Origin of the sequence: Nocardia arizonensis (genome assembly GCF_001310275.1) — a bacterium.
Classification (GTDB): Bacteria; Actinomycetota; Actinomycetes; order Mycobacteriales; family Mycobacteriaceae; genus Nocardia; species Nocardia arizonensis.
This window is the reverse complement of sequence record NZ_LGYZ01000123.1, coordinates 1-18,116: the sequence shown is the minus strand read 5'-3', so window position 1 is coordinate 18,116 and position 18,116 is coordinate 1. Positions and strand designations below refer to the sequence as shown.

Sequence of the window (18,116 nt, the reverse complement as noted above, 5' to 3'; positions counted from 1 at the left end):
CGGGCAGATGCGCACCGGTCTCGGCGATCGCCTCGGTCGGATCGAAGCGCGGATCGACGCCCCATCCGGGCACCGGCCGCAGTATCGGACAGGCGAGGGCGAGGCAGCGCGGCCATGGCGGCGGCTCGCGTAGCGGCATCGCCTTGGAGACGTAACCTATTGCCGAGCAAGAACTTTCACTCCCCGAGTGTCGCCGAGCCCTCGCGGATGAGTTCGATCGTCGGATTCTGCGCGCCCGGCGGCGCGGCGGCCGTCTCGTGCAGTGTCCGCAGCAGATAGCCGTTCTCGGTGGCCAGCACGGTCGCGGTCGCCAGACGCGGCTGGCGCACCGCGCCGAGCCGGTTCTCCGCCCGGAACCGCACGACCGTCAGGTCACCGTCGGCGATCAGCGCCTCGACATCGTAGACCTCGATCTCCAACCCGGGCACCTTGTTCCGCACCGCCCAGACACCGGCCAGCAAGGTGTCGCGGTCCACGATCTGCCCGGCCATCGTCACGGCGGTGAACTCGTCGTGGAACAGCGTCGAGAACCGGTCGAAGACCTTGGGCGGCGCATTCGAACCCATCCATTCGGCGAGTTCCCAGTGCATGCCGATGATCAACTCGGCCAGATCGAGATGTGCGGTCATACGGCAATCTTGGTCGCGGGCCGCCCCGCCCGCACACCCGAGCGACGGTCCGGGCCCGCGGCGGGCCTACCGAGCCCGTTTGCCGAACAGTTCGCGCGGGCCATCCGCGCCGCCGAACGATCCCGCGACGGCAGCCACCCCGTTACCGGCGGGTTTCGGACCGTTCAACCGACGCCCCTACCGTGAGCGGGGACGAAGGGCGGACGGATGCTTAACCCTCGGCTTCGCACACTGTGGCTGGCAAATGTCGTTGTCGGGACCGCGGCGGTCGCGGTCCGGGCGCAGCGACCGATCACCACCGTCGGGACCAGACCCGCGCGGCACGCGGTACTGGCCTGGGACCTCGAGGTGGTCACCGTCACCCACGATTCGGTCATCCTGACCTGGACCACCCGCACCCGCGACCACTCCGGTCTGCTGCACCCGGTGGCCGCCGACACCGAAGTCAGGATCGCGGCCGCCGACGGACGCGGGCCGAGTATCGCGCACTACCGCGACCCCGAACCGACCGCTTACCACTACGCCGAGATCACCGGACTCGAACCCGGACGCGAATACCGCTTCGAGGCGTACTCGGCGGGCCGTCGCGCGCTGCCCGCCCGCACCCTGGTCACCCGCCGCCCCGACGCGCCGGAGACCACCGGCGTCTTCACCACCCTGACCAGGCCGCCCGGCCAACTGCTTCGCACCATCGCCCTCACCAACGACCTGCATTTCGGCGAGCGCGGCAACGGCGTGCTCGTGCCCCCGCGGGTGTCGGGACTGCGCGAGGACTCCGGCCAGTACCCGGAGTTCATGCTGGAGGCGATCCTCGACGACGCGCACGCACCGGATCGCGCGGCCGACGCGCTCGTGGTCGCGGGCGACCTCACCCACACCGGCGCGGCCGACGAATCCCGTCGCGTGCGTGCGGGTCTGGACACCTGGGGCACCTTCGGCGAGGACTATTTCGTCTGCCGCGGCAACCACGACAACGGGACCGGCCCCCACGACCACTGGGGCGCCTATTTCCATCCCCGCCGGGAACTCGTCGTCGACCATGTGGACGGGCTGCGGCTCATCGGACTCGACACCACCGTGCCGCGCACCTCCCGCGGCGATCTGGACCCGGCGCAATTGCGGCAGCTCGGCGATGTACTGCGCGCCGAGCCCGACCGCCCGACCCTGATCTACGGACACCACCCCGTCACCCGGCATGCCGCCATCAGCAATCCGGGCGGTCCGGGATTCATCCTCGACCGGGCAGGCGCCGATGCCCTGCACGACCTGTACCGGCAGGCGCCCGGCGTCTTCCTGCACCACAGCGGCCACACCCACCGGACGCGGCGCAGCCGACCGGACTCCGGTATCGAGGTGGAATTCCTCGAAGTCGCCGCCGCGAAGGAATATCCAGGCGGGTACATGCTGGTGCGACTGTACGAGGGCGGCTACACGGTGAACTTCTACAAGTCGCGTTCGGAGTCGGCGCGGCGCTGGAGCACCCGCACACGACGGCAGTACCTCGGTCTGCATCCCGACCATTCCTTCGGCACCGTCGCCGACCGCAATCACGTTGTGCTGCGCGACTTCTCGGCCCTGAACTGATTCCTCCGCCCCGGCATATCCGAATCCGCCTCGCTTCCACGGCCGCGGTCCCATCGACCGCACGCACCCCAGGATCTGTACCTGGCCGAACGGGGGCTTTCGGTATTCGGCGTCGACGTCGCGCGAACCGCGTTGGCGAGCGCCCGGGCCAAGGCCGCGGCCCGAAACCTGGATATCGAATTCGCGGAGGTGGACGCCCTGCACCTGGACCGCCTCGGCCGCACCTTCGACACGGTCCTGGACTGCGGACTACTGCACACCTTCGACGCTGACGAACGCCGCGAATACGTGGCGAACGTCGCCGACGTACTCCAGTCCGGTGGCGCCCTCCACATCCTCTGCTTCAGCGACGAAGGCCCCGACACAGGACCCCACCCCCTCTCCGGAACCGAACTCACCTCGATATTCGGCCCGGACACCGGATGGCATATCGAGCGCGTCGAATCCGAACGCATCCACACCCGTTTCCACGACAACGGCGCATCCGCCTGGTTCGCGACGATCACCCGCACCTGAGCGGTTCGACGGGCTCGTGACGAAACCAGCCCGACGCTCCCGGACCGTCCACGACGCGGGATAGGTCGATCGACCGATGTGTCGAACGCATCGGTAGACCACCATTGGTCACACGGTCTCGATAACCACAATCGAAGGCTCGAAGGCCCCGTGCCGATAGCCTTGCCCACCAACACTTCTCGAAGACCGCAACCAAACGCGTCCGTGTGCGCGACCCTCGATCTTCCCGAAGGATCCCCATGTCCCGTCACCCTCGGCGCGGCCTGCGACGCCGCGCCGGACTTCTCGTGAGCGCCGTCGCACTCGGCGCGGTCGGCGCCATCGCACCGCAAGCGGCCGATGCGTCCAGCCACCGCGAGGCGCCACTCATCGCGGGCGATCCGGCGGTGGACAATACCGACGTCTACGCCTTCGTCAGCCCCGATAATCAGGACACCGTCACCATCGTCGCCAACTGGTTCGGTCTTCAGGAACCAAATGGCGGCCCCAATTTCTACCCGTGGGCCACCGACGCCAACTACGACATCAATATCGACAACGACGGCAACGGTAAACCCGATACCAGTTACCGCATCACCTTCACCACGGACGACCGGCGCGGCGGCGGCACCTTCCTCTACAACAACGGACCGGTCACCTCGCTCGACGACGAGAATCTACTGTTCCGGCAGAACTACACGGTGTCGGTCAGCCAGGGAGTCGACGACTGGCGGCCGATCGCGCACGGCCGAGCGGCCCCGTCATACACCGGCGCGGCGTCGATGCCCGACTACGGCGCACTGCGCAAACAAGCGACGACGAGTCTGCCCGGCGGCGGATCGGCGTACGTGGGCGCCGCGGAGGATCCGTTCTTCCTCGACCTGCGTGTCTTCGACCTGCTCTACGGGGCGAACCTGTCCGAGGTCGGCACCGACACCCTCGCCGGGATGAACGTGAACACCGTTGTGCTGCAAGTCCCCAAGCGTGATCTGGCACTGCGCAACGACGCGGCGCGCAATCCGGTGATCGGCGTGTGGAGCGACACCGAACGTCGCACGATGCAACTCACACCCGGCGCGGCGACCGCGACGGGTGATTTCGTGCAGGTCTCGCGGCTGGGCAATCCGCTCGTCAACGAGGTCGTGGTGCCGGTCGGGTTGAAAGACGCCTTCAACACGCTGTCGCCGAGCAAGGACGCCACGATTCCCGAAGTGGTGCGACGAGTCACGGATCCGGAACTGCCGAAACTGATCGAGTCGCTGTACAAGGTGCCCGCCCCCGCCACCCCGCGCAACGATCTGGTGGAGATCTTCCTCACCGGAATCGCCGAGAAGGCGCCGATTCCGGACGGCAGCGCACCGCCCATCCAGGCCGATCTCAATTCGCAGATCCTCAATGCCGACGTCAAGGCGGCGAACTTCCAGCCGTCGGAGATGCTACGGCTCAACATGTCCGTACCCGTGACCGCGAATCCGGATCGTCTCGGCGTTCTCGCCGGTGACCTGCAAGGGTTCCCGAACGGTCGGCGGCTCGGCGACGACGTTGTCGATATCGCGCTGCAAGCGATGGTGGGTGCGGCGCAGACCGGCAAACTCGTGGACGCGCTGGCCGCGGGTGACAAGGTCGACGCCAACGACGCGGCGTTCTCGAAGTCGTTCCCCTACGTCGCGCTGCCCGCGCAGGGCAGGCTCGTCGTTGCCAACGGTGCGCCCGCGAACACCGCTACCGCGGCACCCTTGGACGAGACCGCCGACACCACGCCCGCCGCGCTGCTCGTGGCCGCCGGGGTCGGCACGGGCGCGCTCGTCGCGGGCGGCGCCTGGCTGTTGATCCGCCGACGTTCCCGCCGCGCCGAATCATCCTCGGAAGACTGACCTTTCGCGCGGGTGGCGGCAGCTGTCGGCCGCCCGCGCGAATCCCACCTCACACCACAGGATTCGTCATGCCCCACTTCCCTTTTCGCATCTTCCACAGACCGGCTCTCATCGCACTCGTCTCGATGGGTGTCCTCGCCGCCGTCATCAGCGTGCGGGCGGCGCTGCCCGATGATCCGCCCGCGGGACGGCAGACCACCGGAGCCGATCCCGCCGGCCCGATCCTGGTCGAAATCGCCAGGACCAGAGAGCAATTGGATCGCGTTCCCGGCAACACAGCCGCTTGGGCCGGCCTCGGCGCCTCCTATGTCGAGCTCGCGCGCATTACGGGTGACCCGGAGAACTACGGTGCGGCGCGCCGTGCCCTGGATCGGTCACTGGAACTGAGGCCCGAAGACAATGCCGAGGCGTTGATCGGCCTTGGCGCATTGTCCAACGCGCTGCACGACTTCGGCGCCGCCCGCGGCTACGGCGAACAGGCCCGCGCACTCCGGCCCGAGAGCGCCGACGTGTACGGCGTCCTCGTCGACGCCTACACCCAACTCGGTGACACCGATGCGGCGACCGCGGCTGTCCAGCGCATGCTCGACCTGCGCCCCGGCGTGCCGTCGTTCACCCGCGCCGCGTACGACCTCGAACTGCACGGCCGCACCGAGGACGCGCGGCGGGCGCTGCGCATGGCTCTGGCCGCGGCGACCACCGCCGATCAGATCGCGTTCTGCCGCTACCACATCGGCGAACTCGCCTTCAACACCGGCGACGTCGACGGCGCGGAATCCGAATACCGCGCGGGACTGCTCGCCGCACCGGACAACGCGGCGCTGCGTCAGGGCATCGCCAAGGTCGCCGCCGCCCGTGCCGACTTCGCCGGTGCCATAGCGCAATACGAGGCGCTGACCGCGCGAGCGCCGCTACCCGAGTACCTGATCGAATGGGGTGAACTCCTCGAGGCCGCGGGCAGACCCGTAGAGGCGGCCGCGAAATTCCGGGAGATCGCCGAACAGTTCGCGCGACTGGAAGCACAGGGCGCCACCGAGAACGTCGACGCCGCCCAACTCGCGTCCGAACACGGGGATCCGGCCGAGGCGGTCCGGCTCGCGCAGCTGGAATACGACCGCCGCCAGAGTGTGATCACCGCGGACGTACTCGCTTGGGCGCTGCACAAAGCCGGTCGCGACGCCGAGGCGATCGGATACGCCGAGCGCGCCGCGGACCTGGGCTGGCGCAACGCGACCCACGCCTATCACCGGGGGATGATCCTCGCCGCGCTGGGCCGCCCGGACGAAGCGGCGGCCGCACTCACCGACTCGCTGCGCATCAACCCGCATTTCTCACCCCTGCACGCACCGCGCGCCCGACATGCGCTGGAGACGCTCGCCGCGCGCTGACCGAGTGAAGACGGCTGTCCGAAACCGCGCATCGTGCCGACCACCGAGCAGCGTCCACCGAGACCTCGCCCGCGATACCGTAGGTGCGTGAGCGGTACCGCGGGGCCTATCGGCGACGATCCTCGAAGATCCACCATCCGACCGACCGACCCATCCGCGGCGATCCGGGTCACCGAGGTTCTCGCCGCTCTGTCGCTGACCACCGATCTGGCGACCGGGGCGCCGTTCGAGAAGGGTTTGTCGACCTGTCTGGTCGCGACCGCGCTCGCCGAACAGGTCGGTCTCGACGAGGCCGACCGGCGGGTCGTGTTCCACGCGGCATTGCTCGGCGCGGTCGGCTGCACCAGCCGCGCCTCCGAGAACGCCGCGGCCTTCGCCGACGACATCGCCTTCCAGCAGGTCTACCACGTGCTCGACCCCGGTGATCCCGCCGTACACGCCGCGCAGGTCAGCCAATTCGGCGCATGGGCCCCCGAGGTCCGGCCACAGGTGCGCGAACGACTCGTCACCACCACACCCGCGCAGCGCTCCACGGCGGTGCGTTCGGTCTGCGAGGTCAGCCGTGCGCTCGGGCCGAGACTCGGGCTGCCCGATGCCGCGGTGCTCGCGCTCACCGAGGTGAAAGAACGGTGGGACGGTCTCGGTGCGCCCGAACAGCTTCGCGGCGAGGACATTTCGTTGCCGGGCCGGATCGTCCATGTCGCCGAACAGGCGATCCTGGCGGCCGCCACCCTCGGACGCCGCGGCGCCATCGCCGAATTGCGCAGGCGCGCAGGCGGACATCTCGATCCGCACCTGGTCGAACTGTTCGCCAAGGGTGAGGTCTGGGACTGCCTGGACGTGCCCGACGCGTTGGCCGCGGCCATGCGCGCCGAACCCGGTGTCCCACTGTATGTTCGGCCGGCCGAGCGGATCGGCCTCTGTCAGGCGCTTGCCATAGTCGTCGACCTGAAAGGCCGCTGGCTACTCGGCCACTCCGGCCACACCGCCGACCTCGCCCACGCCGCCGGTTCCCTCGCCGGCCTCGACGCGCCCGATCTCGACACCCTGCGTGCCGCCGCCCTGCTCCACGACATCGGCCGGGTCGCGGTGTCCTCGGCGATCTGGGATCGTCCCGGACCGCTCAGCGCGGGCGATTGGGAACGGGTCCGCCTGCACACCTACTGGACCGACCGCGTCCTGCAACGCTGCCCCGGCCTGTCCGATCTGCGCGAGATCGCGTCGGGCCACCACGAACGCCTCGACGGCAGCGGCTACCACCGCGGCGTCCGCGGCCACGACCAATCCCGTCCCGCCCGCATCCTCGCCGCCGCCGACGTCTTCGCCGCCCTGACCGAATCCCGCCCGCACCGCCCCGCGCACACCCCAGACCAGGCCGCCCGCACCCTGCTGTCCGCGGCCACCGCGGGCCACCTCGACGCCACGGCCTGCGCCGCCGTCCTCGAGGCCGCGGGCCTGCGCAAACCCCGCACCGAATACCCCTGCGGTCTCACCGAACGCGAGGTGGAAGTCCTCCGCCTCGCCGCCCGTGGCCTCTCCAACCGCCTGATAGCCGCCGAACTGACCCTCTCCGAACGCACCGTAGGCCACCACCTGGCCCACATCTACGACAAGACAGGCCGCCGCACCCGCGCGGGCGCCGCCGTCTTCGCCATGGAACACGGCCTACTCCCCGACTGACCGTCGGTGTAGGGGCGCATAATGTTGACGGCTGAACCACAGCGGTCAGCTTGCGACCCTTGGTACGCCACCCTTTCGGCCGATGTTGAAGGCGATCCGGTACACGTCGGGCAAGTCGATACGCCCATCACGTCGCCGGCGCATTACGCCAAGAGCAATCAGCTCCTCGATCAAGCGGACCGGGTCGTCCGGGTAGCGGGGGCCGGTGCGGACGAGTGTGTCCTCCTCCGTTCCCACCTCGTACCTCTCGGCCTCCTTGCGCAGTACCTCGGTCAGCCCGGCCTCGCGCCACTCCTCGATGACCGAATCCTCCTCGATGGGGACTTGCCGACCGGCCAGCGGATTGACGGCCAGCTGAACCCACGGCATATCCTCGCCGACCTCCTTCACCCGGGATTCGGACGCCGTCTGCACGCCTCGGCGGATGCCCTCATGGTGCAGGGCGTACTCATGGCCTGCGTACGTGCCGCGTGTCTCGGCAACCGCCTTGTTCAAAGCACTGAGAAAGCTGCGTGGGCTGACCTGCTCGACGCCATCCATCAGATGGTTGGGGAGCCAGGTATAGGTGTTGCCCTTGCGGTAGTTGGCTCCCATGTAGGGGCTGGCGAGCTGCGCGAACTGTTCAGCCTGGTATCGCTCGTCGGCCCTGAGCCGGGCGGGGGGGATATGGCGACGGCCGAATGCGTCAGTTTCCCAGACACCCGTGAGGCGGCGGAATCGCTCCGCATAGTCGCTGTCGTGATTACCCATGTAGTGGAAGAGCAAGCCATACAGATTCGCGTTGGACCAGGTCAGGCCAGCGGCATTGGCCGTGAGTTTGGAGGCATCAGGAAAGTGGAGAAGTGCACCCTCGAACATGTCCGGGCGAATGAACACCTTGCACCGGATGTTGCGAGTGCCCAGCCGCATAGCGAGAGCGAGTTCTAGGATACCGCCGACCAGCCGGTCAGCTTGGGCACGATCGCGGTGGAGATGTTCCAAGGCGTCGAAGATCATCAGGTGCGTAGTTCTGCTGTGCTGTGCCGCTTGATCCGCTTTCTGTATGGTGCGTTCCGCCGCGCCAGGATTGGCACGTACCCACCTGACCCGGTCGCGCCATTCCGGAAGTTCGTGCAGCTCAGATTGGCCGAGAGCAGTCAGCAGTACGGCATACCACAGGTTGTAGGGTCGCACGCCCTCCTCCACGAGCTGCCGCAATACGCCGGTGCCCGGGTACAGATCAGGCTCAACGCCGGCTCCGTACCCCGGAGAAACTGTGAGTTGCCGCAGCCGTTCGATCCCGTATTCCTCGGCGGCGACTTCACGTAAGGTTTCATCGAGTAGCGAGCGATACCAGAAGGTCTTGCCGACACCCCTGCCGCCTCGCACAACGGTGCTGTCGACGTAGAGCGCGACGCGGTGGCTGTCAGGGGTGAACAGAGTGTGTAGATTCGGAAGAATCGTGTCGGCGTCCGTGGCCTCGGGCAGCGCCACGGAGAGTAGTTCCCGGTATTCTTCGGCCCCCAGTACAGTCCTCATCGCGGTCCTTCGTCGCTCTGTGGATTGGCGGTGATCAATAAGGTTGCGATAGTCAGGAAGTCACGGTACGCCGCCTGCACGAAAGCCCGGTCCTGCCAACCCGCCGCCTTGTCCGCGTCCAGACCGACCAAACCGGGCTCGAAGAGGATGGGAATCGGGTGGTGCGGAGCTGAATCATCTTCCATGGATGGAGAAAATGCTCCTGGGATGAGCTGACGGGTATCCGGCTCCGGGAGGTCGTCGTCGTACAGGACGGAGAAGCACTCCCAGGAGTGCTCGCGAAATGAGTCCAAATATCCGTCCATAGGGCGTTGCGGTGAGTCTGGGACCATGGACGCGACCATTCGGAGCTTCTCCCGGATCGCGCGGGCTTGCCCTGAAGAGCGCCAGGCGAAGAACAGATCGCCGTAGCCGCCCCACGTCTGCTTGTTGTCCGCCCCGAACAGCAGGGCAAGGTCGCACAGCCGAGAGATGGTTACGGCGGCGATGTCATGAATTCCTGCGCGGCTGTCGAGGAGGACAATGTTGGGGCGTCGGCCGCTCTCGCTCTCTCGAGCTACAGCGCACTCGCAAGCACGGACCGCGGCGGCCAGTCGGTCAGCGAAGTCCATGCCCGGGATGTCAGCGTAAACCCGGTTGAGCTTGTCGACGTAGGAGTAAGGAACGCCCTCGGCGTCCCGACCGCGTGCCGGCGCCACCCATAGCTCGCCCCGGCCAGTACGGGGGTTGTAGCCGGTAGGAGCTACAAGTTCCAGGCCGTCCGCATTGTCCACGGCGGACTCGACGAGTTGGTCAACGATACCGTGCAGAGGCAGTCGTGCCCCAGCCGCGAGTAGCGGACCGGCTCCAGGAGATTCCAGGTCCAAATCCACAACTAGGACAATGTGCCCTTGGTCGGCGAGGTGGCGAGCGAGGATGGCGGTAGCGGTGCTCCGGCCGACGCCGCCCTTGAACCCGTACAAAGCGGTGCGGTGGGTGCGTGACCCATCGAACTCGACAGCTGGCGTCGAAACTTGGGCCCAATCCTCCCCAACCACGGTGTTGTCCAGAAGACGGACGCTGCCGTGTCCCTCTGCACGGAGGTATAGCGGGTCGGGCTGGGCACGCTCCGATCCGAGCAAGTCGTCGGCCGAGAACATTCCCGAGGCCAGGAGCAGAGGCCGGTCTGCGGCGTACCTATGCAGGCCGGTGATCAGACGCTCACTCCAAGCGGTCGCATGCTCGGTCGGCACATCGTTCTCGCGGTCGTCGACGACGAGTGCGAACCGGCCCAGCACATCCCGGACGAGCAACACGTCAATTCCCTGGGCAGCTACCTCGTAGGCAATCTCCAGGGCACGAGGACGAGCATTGTCGAAACGAACTGGGGCAGGGGAGAGATTCACTGCAGCCTTCCGGTGATCAGGGCCTGCTCATGCAAGGTAAGGATCTCTCGCGACACGGTACGCCGCTGCGATACGTCAGCTTCCGCGACCGCGGTTCCGTCGAGGTAACGCTGGCCGACCGACCATGAGTCGAACGCTGTGAGGTTGCCGAGCACTGCCGCCAATTTGGCCGCGGACCGTCCATGCGTCAGCAGCGCGATATCAGCTGCGAGCCAAGGCAAATGGCCGTACTCGTGGCTCACTTTGCCCGTCGCCGGATCCTTCACCCACGGGGCGACTGCGGGAGGCTTCCCGGGCTTCTTCGGAGCCATTGTGGCGGACGTGAATCTGAGCAGCAAACTCTTCAGCGCGCACTCCACCGCGAAGCCGAAGTGGTAGTCGGCGTTGGGTAGGCGACCACTATCGTGGAGGTAGACGGCGTCCCTGTGGTGCCGCTCAGCGGCGCAAGCGTAGTGGTGCTCAGGCGATGCTGCTGACGACGTCCCCAAAGTCCCCGACACGCAAGGGATCATAGGATGAGGTTCGCCAGAATCGCTATACGGACGCCTCGCTCCGGCTCACTTCCTTGTCACGCCGAGAGAGATTCACGCAGCGCTGCTCATTCGGCTCGAGCACGAGAAATCTCTTGTGCCTAGCCATATTCCATTCGCCACCATCGACACGAACCGAGCAGACGGGTCGTCTTCATCGCCCAGAAATCGGACGGCGCTCGCTCGATGCGCCGCAGCCGCGCGATGACACCCGGGTCTCCAGTAGCCGGCCTTGCCCAGACCGAGTTGTCTACCAGGTAGTCGGTCACGCGGGATGGGGCTCACCCGGAGACACCACCGGCGCGCCGAGTTCGTTCTCGAGGTCGGTCAATCCTGCGATACCGTCGATCATCGCGCCCTTCTGCTTCGAAGCGATGAGCCGGCGCAACGCGAGGTCGAGGACGGCTCGGTTCGATCGCTCGCCGGTGAGCGCCCTGCCACTGACCTCTCACATTGGCGGCATGCCGTCGTCTTCGACTGGTATCTCCCCTGGACGATCTCGATCCGGCTGCCGTTCGTAGCTTTCAACGCAGCCAGATAGTCGCTCTGACGCGCCGCGCCCTGCGCATCGTTCAGCACCAGCGCGGTGAAGTAGTGAACCTTGGCCAAGGTGCTTCGCGGGCGAAGGCGCTCGGCAAGTTTGACCAGGTCGAGCCATGGATACTTGTGCGCGCTCTTCGCCTTGAGTCCGTAGTACAGATTGAACCCATCGACGTAGACCGAGAACTTTTCGGACACCGGTATGGCAGCTTTCGGGCGTAGGGATGCGTGACGCAGGTCTAGTACTGGGCACGCCATCCATGCGTTATGCTGCTCTGTACCCCGCCACCGCCTCGCGGCGGTTGGCTCGACGGCCTCTCCGCAGGAGAGGCCGTCTTTGTGTTTACAACGCTAGAAGTCACCGGGCATCTACCGTCGGCCGCGACTCCTGACAAGCCTAGGCGAACGTCCGACCCAGGGGACCAAACCTCACCTGGAGTGCGAGGTCGTGCCGACTGTTCACGAGAGGCCATTGGACGTGCCAGGTGAGGGCTCAGCGGCCTTTACCAGCAGCGATGCGCGCGTCGCGCTACTTCTTCGCAGACGCTAATCCGCTGCGGAACTCGACTACGTCGCCGTCGGACATGACGTAGTCCTTGCCTTCCATGCGGACCTTGCCCGCGGCCTTGGCGGCGGCCATGGAGCCTGCTTCCACCAGATCGTCGAAAGCGACGATTTCGGCTTTGATGAAGCCGCGTTCGAAATCGGTGTGGATGACGCCCGCGGCCTTGGGGGCGGTGTCGCCCCGGTGGATGGTCCAGGCTCGGGCTTCTTTGGGGCCCGCGGTGAGGTAGGTCTGGAGGCCGAGGGTGTGGAAGCCCGCGCGGGCGAGGGCGTGCAGGCCGGGTTCGGTTTGGCCGATGGATTCGAGGAGCTCCAGGGCGGATTCGTCGTCGAGTTCGAGGAGTTCGGCTTCGACCTTGGCGTCCAGGAAGACGGCGTCTGCGGGGGCCACCGCGGCTTTCAGTTCGGCGACCTTGGCCGCGTCGGTGAGCACGGATTCGTCGGCGTTGAAGACGTAGAGGAACGGCTTGGTGGTGAGCAGCGACAGTTCCTTCAGCAGTTCGGTGTCGACCTTGTCACCCGCGGCGAACAGGGTGGTGCCGCCGTTGAGGATCTCCTGGGCGGTCTTGGCCGCGTCGGCGAGCGGTTTGCGCTCCTTCTTGATCTTGGCTTCCTTCTCGAAGCGCGGGACCGCCTTCTCGAGGGTTTGCAGATCGGCGAGGATGAGTTCGGTTTCGATGACCTCGATATCGGCGGTCGGGTCGACCTTGCCGTCGACGTGCACCACGTCGTCGTCGGCGAAGACGCGCACGACCTGGCAGATGGCGTCGGCTTCGCGGATATTGGCGAGGAATTTATTGCCGAGTCCCGCTCCTTCGGAGGCGCCCTTCACAATGCCCGCGATATCGACGAAGGAGACCGTGGCAGGCACGGTGCGCTCGGAGCCGAATATCTCGGCGAGCTTGTCGAGGCGTGGATCGGGCAGCGGCACCACCCCGACGTTCGGCTCGATCGTCGCGAACGGGTAGTTCGCGGCCAGCACGTCGTTCTTGGTCAGCGCGTTGAACAGCGTCGACTTTCCGACGTTGGGCAGGCCGACGATTCCGAGGGTGAGACTCACGAGGTAGGGAGTCTACGCGGACGACGGGCGCCTCCCGCGTCCGGTGCTGCGGGATCAGCACGACCTTGCCCGGATCGGCCCGGCCATCGATGCCCTCGTGCGACCGTGCGGCGCCCGTCGGCGGGCCCGAGCGCGAGCCGGTTGCGCGCGGCGGCTCGGAGGGTAGCGTGACGGCCATGGAGCCGACCACCGAGGTGGTGAAGGCACGCCCGGCGCCCGCGTTGGCGGGGGTCATCGACCACTACCTCGGCTATCGCATGACGGGTTATCCGGCGGGCCTGCACAGGGGCCTGCCATCGCGTCACCTCACCTTCATCGTGTCCATCGGAGCGACCATCGACGTGGTCGCCCAGACCGACCCGCGCCAGCGGCCGGAGGACTACCGGTGCGTATTGAGCGGATTGCAGGCCAGTTCGGCCTCGATCGCGCATTCGGGTGATCAGGAAGGGGTGACGATCGCGCTGACACCCATGGGGTGCCGGACGCTGTTCGGTCTGCCCGCGAGCCTGCTGTGGAATACCTCGCTCGAGTGCGCGGATGTGGCGGGGCCGGTGGGCGACGAACTGTGGGAGCGGTTGCAGGGGCTCGCACCGTGGTCGCGGCGGTTCGCGATCTGCGACGAGGTGCTCGGCCGGCTGGCCGATCCGACCCGACTGGTCACCCCGGAGTTGTCGTCGGCGTGGCGGGCGCTGGTGGACAGCGGCGGTTCCGCTTCGATCGGGATGGTCGCCGACCGGATCGGGTGGAGCCGTCAGCATCTGGCCCGACGCTTCGGCGCGGAATTCGGGGTGAGTCCGAAGCTGGCGGCGCGGATCACGCGGTTCGAGCGGGCGCGGCGCATGATCGGGCACATCCCTTCGCGTGTCACGATCGCCCAGGTCGCGGCGGCCTGCGGTTACTACGACCAGTCCCACCTCGATCGCGATTTCGCCGACCTGGCCGGATGCAGTCCGACGCTGTGGTTGGCACAGGAAGTTACATCCGTCCAAGACACCTCCGATGGCCGGGATTGATGCTGGAACCATGACAGACAACACAGAACCCCTGACCCGTCTCGCCGCGGGCGTGTGGCCCTGCCTCGCCCTGCGCGATGCCCGCGCGACGGCGGATTTCCTGGTGCGGGCCTTCGGCTTCGAACTGACCGCCGTGTACGACCGCGAGGGCGACCCGTCCGTGGTCGAACACGGTGAACTGCGCTGGCCGCTGGGCGGCGGTGTCATGTTCGGCAGCGCGGGCAAGGACGAGACGCCGTTCGGCCGCCGGGAACCGGGCGGTGAACTGATCTACGTGGTGTGCGAGGAACCCGACGCGCTGTTCGTCCGGGCGAAGGCGGCCGGTGCGGAGATCGTGCGGGAGATGCGCGACGAGGACTACGGTTCGCGCGGATTCTCGGCGCGCGATCCCGAGGGCAATATCTGGAGTTTCGGCACCTACGCCGGGGAGTGAGCGCGGTCAGCGCCCGCCCATTCCCGACATGGCGATACCGCGCACGAGCGCGCGCTGGGCGAGGGCATAGATAACCGCCAACGGCAGGAGCACGATGACCGCCGCCGCCATGAGTATCGGCCACCGGGTGTGGTACTGGCCCTGCAACCGGACCAGACCCAGTGTGGCGGTGGCGTATTCGTTGCGCTGGATCATGACCAGCGGCCAGAGGAAATCGTTCCGTACCGAGATCCAGGTGAGGACGGCGAGCACCGTCAGGGCGGGCCGGGTGTGCGGGAGCAGGATCCGCCGGTAGACCTGCCAGGTGGTGCAGCCGTCCAAGATCGCCGCCTCCTCCAGTTCGACGGGCAGCGTTCGTACACCGACCGCTGTTCGCCGACCCGTGGCGCGACCCGATGACGCACCGCCGGATCGGCGTAGAACTCGAATCCCTCGGCGAAGCGCGGGTCATCGAGTTGACCCTGCGGGCCGCACCGCCGGGGTGAACCACACCGCGCGCCGTTGTTCATGCCGGAGCATGCCGCCGAGAAGTACGGGACCACGCGTCCACGAAATCCCACGGGGTGCTGCCCGGCGTCCCACCGTGTTCGGTGAGAGCCGTTGCCGCGGTGAAGGTGTCGTAGCGATCCAGTCAGGTAGGGCTCTCCTCCCAACGGTGGCAACGCAATACGGACGGCATGGCAGCATACTTTCGGCAACACGCAAAGGGTCACCGACACACGGGACGACTTCCGACAATCGTCTTGCGATAGCGGAATTTCGCCCCGATAACGGTCACCGATCGGCTACGTTGTCTGCTGTTTCGGCAACACCCCGACGCGTTCACGGGAGAGTGGTCAGATGGCGGCAATCGAATATCTGCGGACCGATTCCGATCTGCCACCGGTGGGCGTCGTCGACCGAACCCCGCTGACCGCGCCCAAGAAGGCGATCCTCGCCGCGATCGCGGCGCTCGGTGCGGTGGCATGGGCGATTCTGGCCGTCGCGCGCGGGGAGAACGTCAACGCCGTCTGGATAGTGATCGCGGCGGTCTGCACCTACGTCATCGCCTACCGGTGCTACGCCAAGTACATCGAATGGAAGATCACCAGACCGCGCGACGACGTGGCCACGCCCGCCGAAATTCTCGAGAACGGCAGGGATTACCTGCCGATGGATCGCAGGGTGCTGTTCGGCCACCACTTCGCCGCCATCGCGGGCGCGGGTCCGCTGGTCGGCCCGGTGCTGGCCGCGCAGATGGGCTATCTGCCCGGCACCATCTGGATCGTCGTCGGCGTGGTCTTCGCGGGGGCGGTGCAGGACTACCTGGTGTTGTGGGCCTCGACCAAACGGCGCGGACGCAGCCTCGGTCAGATGGCGCGCGACGAACTCGGCACGGTGGGCGGAGTCGCCGCCATCGTCGCGGTGCTGGTCATCATGATGATCCTGCTCGCGGTGCTCGCCCTGGTCGTGGTCAACGCGCTGGGCGAAAGTCCCTGGGGTGTCTTCTCGATCGGCATGACCATCCCCATCGCCGTGTTCATGGGCGTATACCTGCGCTATCTGCGGCCGGGCAAGGTCGGCGAGGTGTCCGCGATCGGCATCACGCTGCTGCTGCTCGCCATCGTCTCGGGCGGGTGGGTGTCGGAGACGAGTTGGGGCGAGAGTTGGTTCACCCTCTCGACCACCACCATCGCCTGGTTGCTCATCGGCTACGGCTTCGTGGCCTCCGTGCTGCCGGTGTGGCTGCTGCTCGCGCCCCGCGACTACCTGTCGACGTTCATGAAGATCGGCACCATCGGACTGCTCGCCATCGGCATCCTCATCACCATGCCGGTGCTCGAAGCGCCCGCGATCTCGAGTTTCGCGAGCAAGGGCAACGGTCCCGCCTTCGCGGGCAGCCTGTTCCCGTTCCTGTTCATCACCATCGCGTGCGGCGCGCTGTCCGGCTTCCACGCGCTGGTCTCCTCCGGCACCACACCGAAACTGCTCGAGAAGGAATCGCATGCGCGCATGATCGGCTACGGCGGCATGCTGATGGAATCCTTCGTCGCGGTCATGGCGATCATCACCGCCTCGATCATCGACCAGCACCTGTACTTCGGCATGAACGCCTCGGGCGCGCTCACCGGCAACACCCCCGAAACCGCCGCCGCGTACACCAATTCGCTCGGACTGTCAGGACCGCCCGCGACCCCGGCCGATTTCGGTCAGGCCGCGGCCGATGTCGGTGAGAAGTCCATCATCTCGCGCACCGGCGGCGCGCCGACCCTCGCCGTAGGCATCTCCCAGGTGTTCTCGCAGTTCCTCGGCGGCGCGGCCATGAAATCTTTCTGGTACCACTTCGCGATCATGTTCGAGGCGCTGTTCATCCTCACCACCATCGACGCGGGCACCCGGGTCGCGAGGTTCATCGTCTCCGACGCGCTCGGCAATTTCGGCGGACCGCTGCGCGCGTTCAAGGACCCGTCGTGGCGGGTCGGCGCGTGGCTGTGCTCGCTCGTCGTGGTCGCGGCCTGGGGATCGGTGCTGTTGATGGGTGTGCACGATCCATTCGGCGGTATCAACGCGCTCTATCCGCTGTTCGGCATCGCCAATCAGCTACTCGCGGCCGTCGCGCTGACCGTGGTGCTGGTCATCGTGATCAAGAAGGGTTTGGCGAAATACGCTTGGATTCCAGGGATCCCGCTCGTCTGGGACCTCGTGGTCACCATGACCGCGTCCTGGCAGAAGATCTTCTCCGCCGATCCCAAACTCGGCTACTGGAAACAGCACAGCCTGTGCGAGGCGGCCAAGGCAGCCGGAAAAGGCTGTCTCACCGCGAAACCCGATCAGGTGGACACCGCGATACGCAACACCTTCATCCAGGGTTCCCTCTCGATCGTGTTCGCGGTGCTGGTGCTGATCGTCGCGGTCGTCGGCGCGATCGTGTCCGTACGCTCCCTGCGCGGCGGCGCGGAGACCACCGAAGCGCCCGAGGAACCGTCGAAGATCTTCGCGCCGAGCGGATTCCTGCCCACCCCCGCCGAGCGGGAGGTGCAGCGGGAGTGGGACGCGTTGATCGCCGCGGGCACCGTGCGCGCCCCCGGCGCCGCGCACGCGGACCGTATGTCATGACATCGGTGCGAGCCGTGGCGCGGGCCGTCGTCTGGTGGTTCAGTTCGGTACTCGGCGGACAGGACTACCGCCGCTACACAGAACATCTGCGCCGAGCCCACCCCCACCACCCCATCCCCACCGAAAAGCAGTACTGGCGTGACCGCTACGCCGAAGCCGACCGTAATCCCCAGCAACGCTGCTGCTGACAACGGCTCAGACGCCCCCCGCCCATTCCCTGTGCTTTCCGGCAAGCATGTGGTCTCCAACCCCCATGTCTCCCAGCTCAACCCGCACCCACCCGTACCCCAGCCCAAGAAACACCCGACACACCAACGCAACAACCAA

At 66.9% G+C, this 18,116-nt stretch carries 15 protein-coding genes and 1 pseudogene; 9 read left to right on the top strand and 7 right to left on the bottom strand.

From position 1 onward, the window contains the following. Nucleotides 1–176 precede the first annotated feature (176 nt). Nucleotides 177–629: a nuclear transport factor 2 family protein gene (locus APZ21_RS28220; protein ID WP_054816319.1), complete on the bottom strand. Its 453-nt coding sequence runs from the start codon at nt 627–629 to the stop codon at nt 177–179. Nucleotides 630–836: 207 nt separating this feature from the next. Here APZ21_RS28220 and APZ21_RS28215 point away from each other — a divergent pair, with 207 nt between their 5' ends. From APZ21_RS28215 to APZ21_RS36080, 5 genes are all read left to right on the top strand, one after another. Next, nucleotides 837–2,213 carry a metallophosphoesterase gene (locus APZ21_RS28215; protein WP_054816318.1) on the top strand — a complete coding sequence of 459 codons (1,377 nt, stop codon included), beginning with the start codon at nt 837–839 and terminating at the stop codon, nt 2,211–2,213. Between the two features lie 15 nt (nt 2,214–2,228). Further along, the gene (locus APZ21_RS36085) at nt 2,229–2,729 is read left to right on the top strand and encodes a class I SAM-dependent methyltransferase (RefSeq protein WP_082393520.1); all 501 of its coding nucleotides are present in this window, start codon (nt 2,229–2,231) and stop codon (nt 2,727–2,729) included. A gap of 239 nt (nt 2,730–2,968) precedes the next feature. Continuing rightward, the gene (locus APZ21_RS28205) at nt 2,969–4,582 is read left to right on the top strand and encodes a DUF4331 domain-containing protein (RefSeq protein WP_054816316.1); all 1,614 of its coding nucleotides are present in this window, start codon (nt 2,969–2,971) and stop codon (nt 4,580–4,582) included. A 68-nt stretch (nt 4,583–4,650) separates the two neighbouring features. After that, entirely contained in the window at nt 4,651–5,970 is a 1,320-nt protein-coding gene (locus APZ21_RS28200; protein ID WP_054816315.1) for a tetratricopeptide repeat protein, read from the top strand. Between the two features lie 87 nt (nt 5,971–6,057). Beyond that, nucleotides 6,058–7,650, top strand: a complete 1,593-nt coding sequence (locus APZ21_RS36080; RefSeq protein ID WP_156371377.1) for an HD domain-containing phosphohydrolase — start codon at nt 6,058–6,060, stop codon at nt 7,648–7,650. Between the two features lie 45 nt (nt 7,651–7,695). On the opposite strand, the gene APZ21_RS28190 is transcribed toward APZ21_RS36080, so the two are convergent. The 5 genes from APZ21_RS28190 to ychF all read right to left on the bottom strand — a co-directional run bounded on the left by APZ21_RS28190 (nt 7,696) and on the right by ychF (nt 13,247). Beyond that, nucleotides 7,696–9,168 carry a hypothetical protein gene (locus APZ21_RS28190; protein WP_054816314.1) on the bottom strand — a complete coding sequence of 491 codons (1,473 nt, stop codon included), beginning with the start codon at nt 9,166–9,168 and terminating at the stop codon, nt 7,696–7,698. Continuing rightward, a complete protein-coding gene (locus tag APZ21_RS28185; RefSeq protein WP_054816313.1) occupies nt 9,165–10,553 on the bottom strand; it encodes a KGGVGR-motif variant AAA ATPase in 1,389 nt (462 codons plus the stop codon). The genes APZ21_RS28190 and APZ21_RS28185 overlap by 4 nt, the downstream gene beginning before the upstream one ends. Then, nucleotides 10,550–11,053 (bottom strand): hypothetical protein, encoded by a 504-nt coding sequence (locus APZ21_RS28180; protein ID WP_156371376.1) that lies wholly within the window; start codon nt 11,051–11,053, stop codon nt 10,550–10,552. The genes APZ21_RS28185 and APZ21_RS28180 overlap by 4 nt, the downstream gene beginning before the upstream one ends. A 378-nt stretch (nt 11,054–11,431) precedes the next feature. Then, nucleotides 11,432–11,821, bottom strand: coding sequence for a PIN domain-containing protein (locus APZ21_RS34460; RefSeq protein WP_156371375.1), 390 nt, complete (start codon nt 11,819–11,821; stop codon nt 11,432–11,434). Nucleotides 11,822–12,152: 331 nt separating this feature from the next. Next, nucleotides 12,153–13,247 (bottom strand): redox-regulated ATPase YchF, encoded by a 1,095-nt coding sequence (gene ychF, locus APZ21_RS28175; protein ID WP_054816311.1) that lies wholly within the window; start codon nt 13,245–13,247, stop codon nt 12,153–12,155. Nucleotides 13,248–13,423: 176 nt separating this feature from the next. On the opposite strand from ychF, the gene APZ21_RS28170 reads away from it, so the two are divergent. Both APZ21_RS28170 and APZ21_RS28165 read left to right on the top strand, forming a co-directional pair. After that, on the top strand, nt 13,424–14,260 hold the full coding sequence (locus tag APZ21_RS28170; RefSeq protein WP_054816386.1) for a helix-turn-helix domain-containing protein: 837 nt from the start codon (nt 13,424–13,426) through the stop codon (nt 14,258–14,260). 10 nt (nt 14,261–14,270) lie between these two features. After that, nucleotides 14,271–14,693 (top strand): VOC family protein, encoded by a 423-nt coding sequence (locus APZ21_RS28165; protein WP_063125149.1) that lies wholly within the window; start codon nt 14,271–14,273, stop codon nt 14,691–14,693. 6 nt (nt 14,694–14,699) lie between these two features. Here the strand turns inward: APZ21_RS28165 and APZ21_RS28160 are convergent. After that, nucleotides 14,700–15,050: pseudogene (locus APZ21_RS28160) on the bottom strand (carbohydrate ABC transporter permease); the annotation flags it as partial. A gap of 483 nt (nt 15,051–15,533) precedes the next feature. Here APZ21_RS28160 and APZ21_RS28155 point away from each other — a divergent pair. Together APZ21_RS28155 and APZ21_RS33400 are read left to right on the top strand one after the other, a co-directional pair. Further along, nucleotides 15,534–17,789 (top strand): carbon starvation CstA family protein, encoded by a 2,256-nt coding sequence (locus tag APZ21_RS28155; protein ID WP_054816310.1) that lies wholly within the window; start codon nt 15,534–15,536, stop codon nt 17,787–17,789. After that, nucleotides 17,786–17,977 (top strand): YbdD/YjiX family protein, encoded by a 192-nt coding sequence (locus tag APZ21_RS33400; protein WP_082393517.1) that lies wholly within the window; start codon nt 17,786–17,788, stop codon nt 17,975–17,977. Before APZ21_RS28155 ends, APZ21_RS33400 begins: the two co-directional genes overlap by 4 nt. The last annotated feature ends 139 nt before the right edge of the window (nt 17,978–18,116 follow it).

What these genes read in the sequence shown, in the direction of transcription:
- APZ21_RS28165 (WP_063125149.1), top strand. Translation starts at nt 14,271, where the DNA reads ATGACAGACAACACAGAACCCCTGACCCGTCTCGCCGCGGGCGTGTGG.
- APZ21_RS28155 (WP_054816310.1), top strand. Translation starts at nt 15,534, where the DNA reads ATGGCGGCAATCGAATATCTGCGGACCGATTCCGATCTGCCACCGGTG.
- APZ21_RS28200 (WP_054816315.1), top strand. Translation starts at nt 4,651, where the DNA reads ATGCCCCACTTCCCTTTTCGCATCTTCCACAGACCGGCTCTCATCGCA.
- APZ21_RS28170 (WP_054816386.1), top strand. Translation starts at nt 13,424, where the DNA reads ATGGAGCCGACCACCGAGGTGGTGAAGGCACGCCCGGCGCCCGCGTTG.
- APZ21_RS33400 (WP_082393517.1), top strand. Translation starts at nt 17,786, where the DNA reads ATGACATCGGTGCGAGCCGTGGCGCGGGCCGTCGTCTGGTGGTTCAGT.
- APZ21_RS28215 (WP_054816318.1), top strand. Translation starts at nt 837, where the DNA reads ATGCTTAACCCTCGGCTTCGCACACTGTGGCTGGCAAATGTCGTTGTC.
- APZ21_RS28190 (WP_054816314.1), bottom strand. Translation starts at nt 9,168, where the DNA reads ATGAGGACTGTACTGGGGGCCGAAGAATACCGGGAACTACTCTCCGTG.
- APZ21_RS28220 (WP_054816319.1), bottom strand. Translation starts at nt 629, where the DNA reads ATGACCGCACATCTCGATCTGGCCGAGTTGATCATCGGCATGCACTGG.
- APZ21_RS28205 (WP_054816316.1), top strand. Translation starts at nt 2,969, where the DNA reads ATGTCCCGTCACCCTCGGCGCGGCCTGCGACGCCGCGCCGGACTTCTC.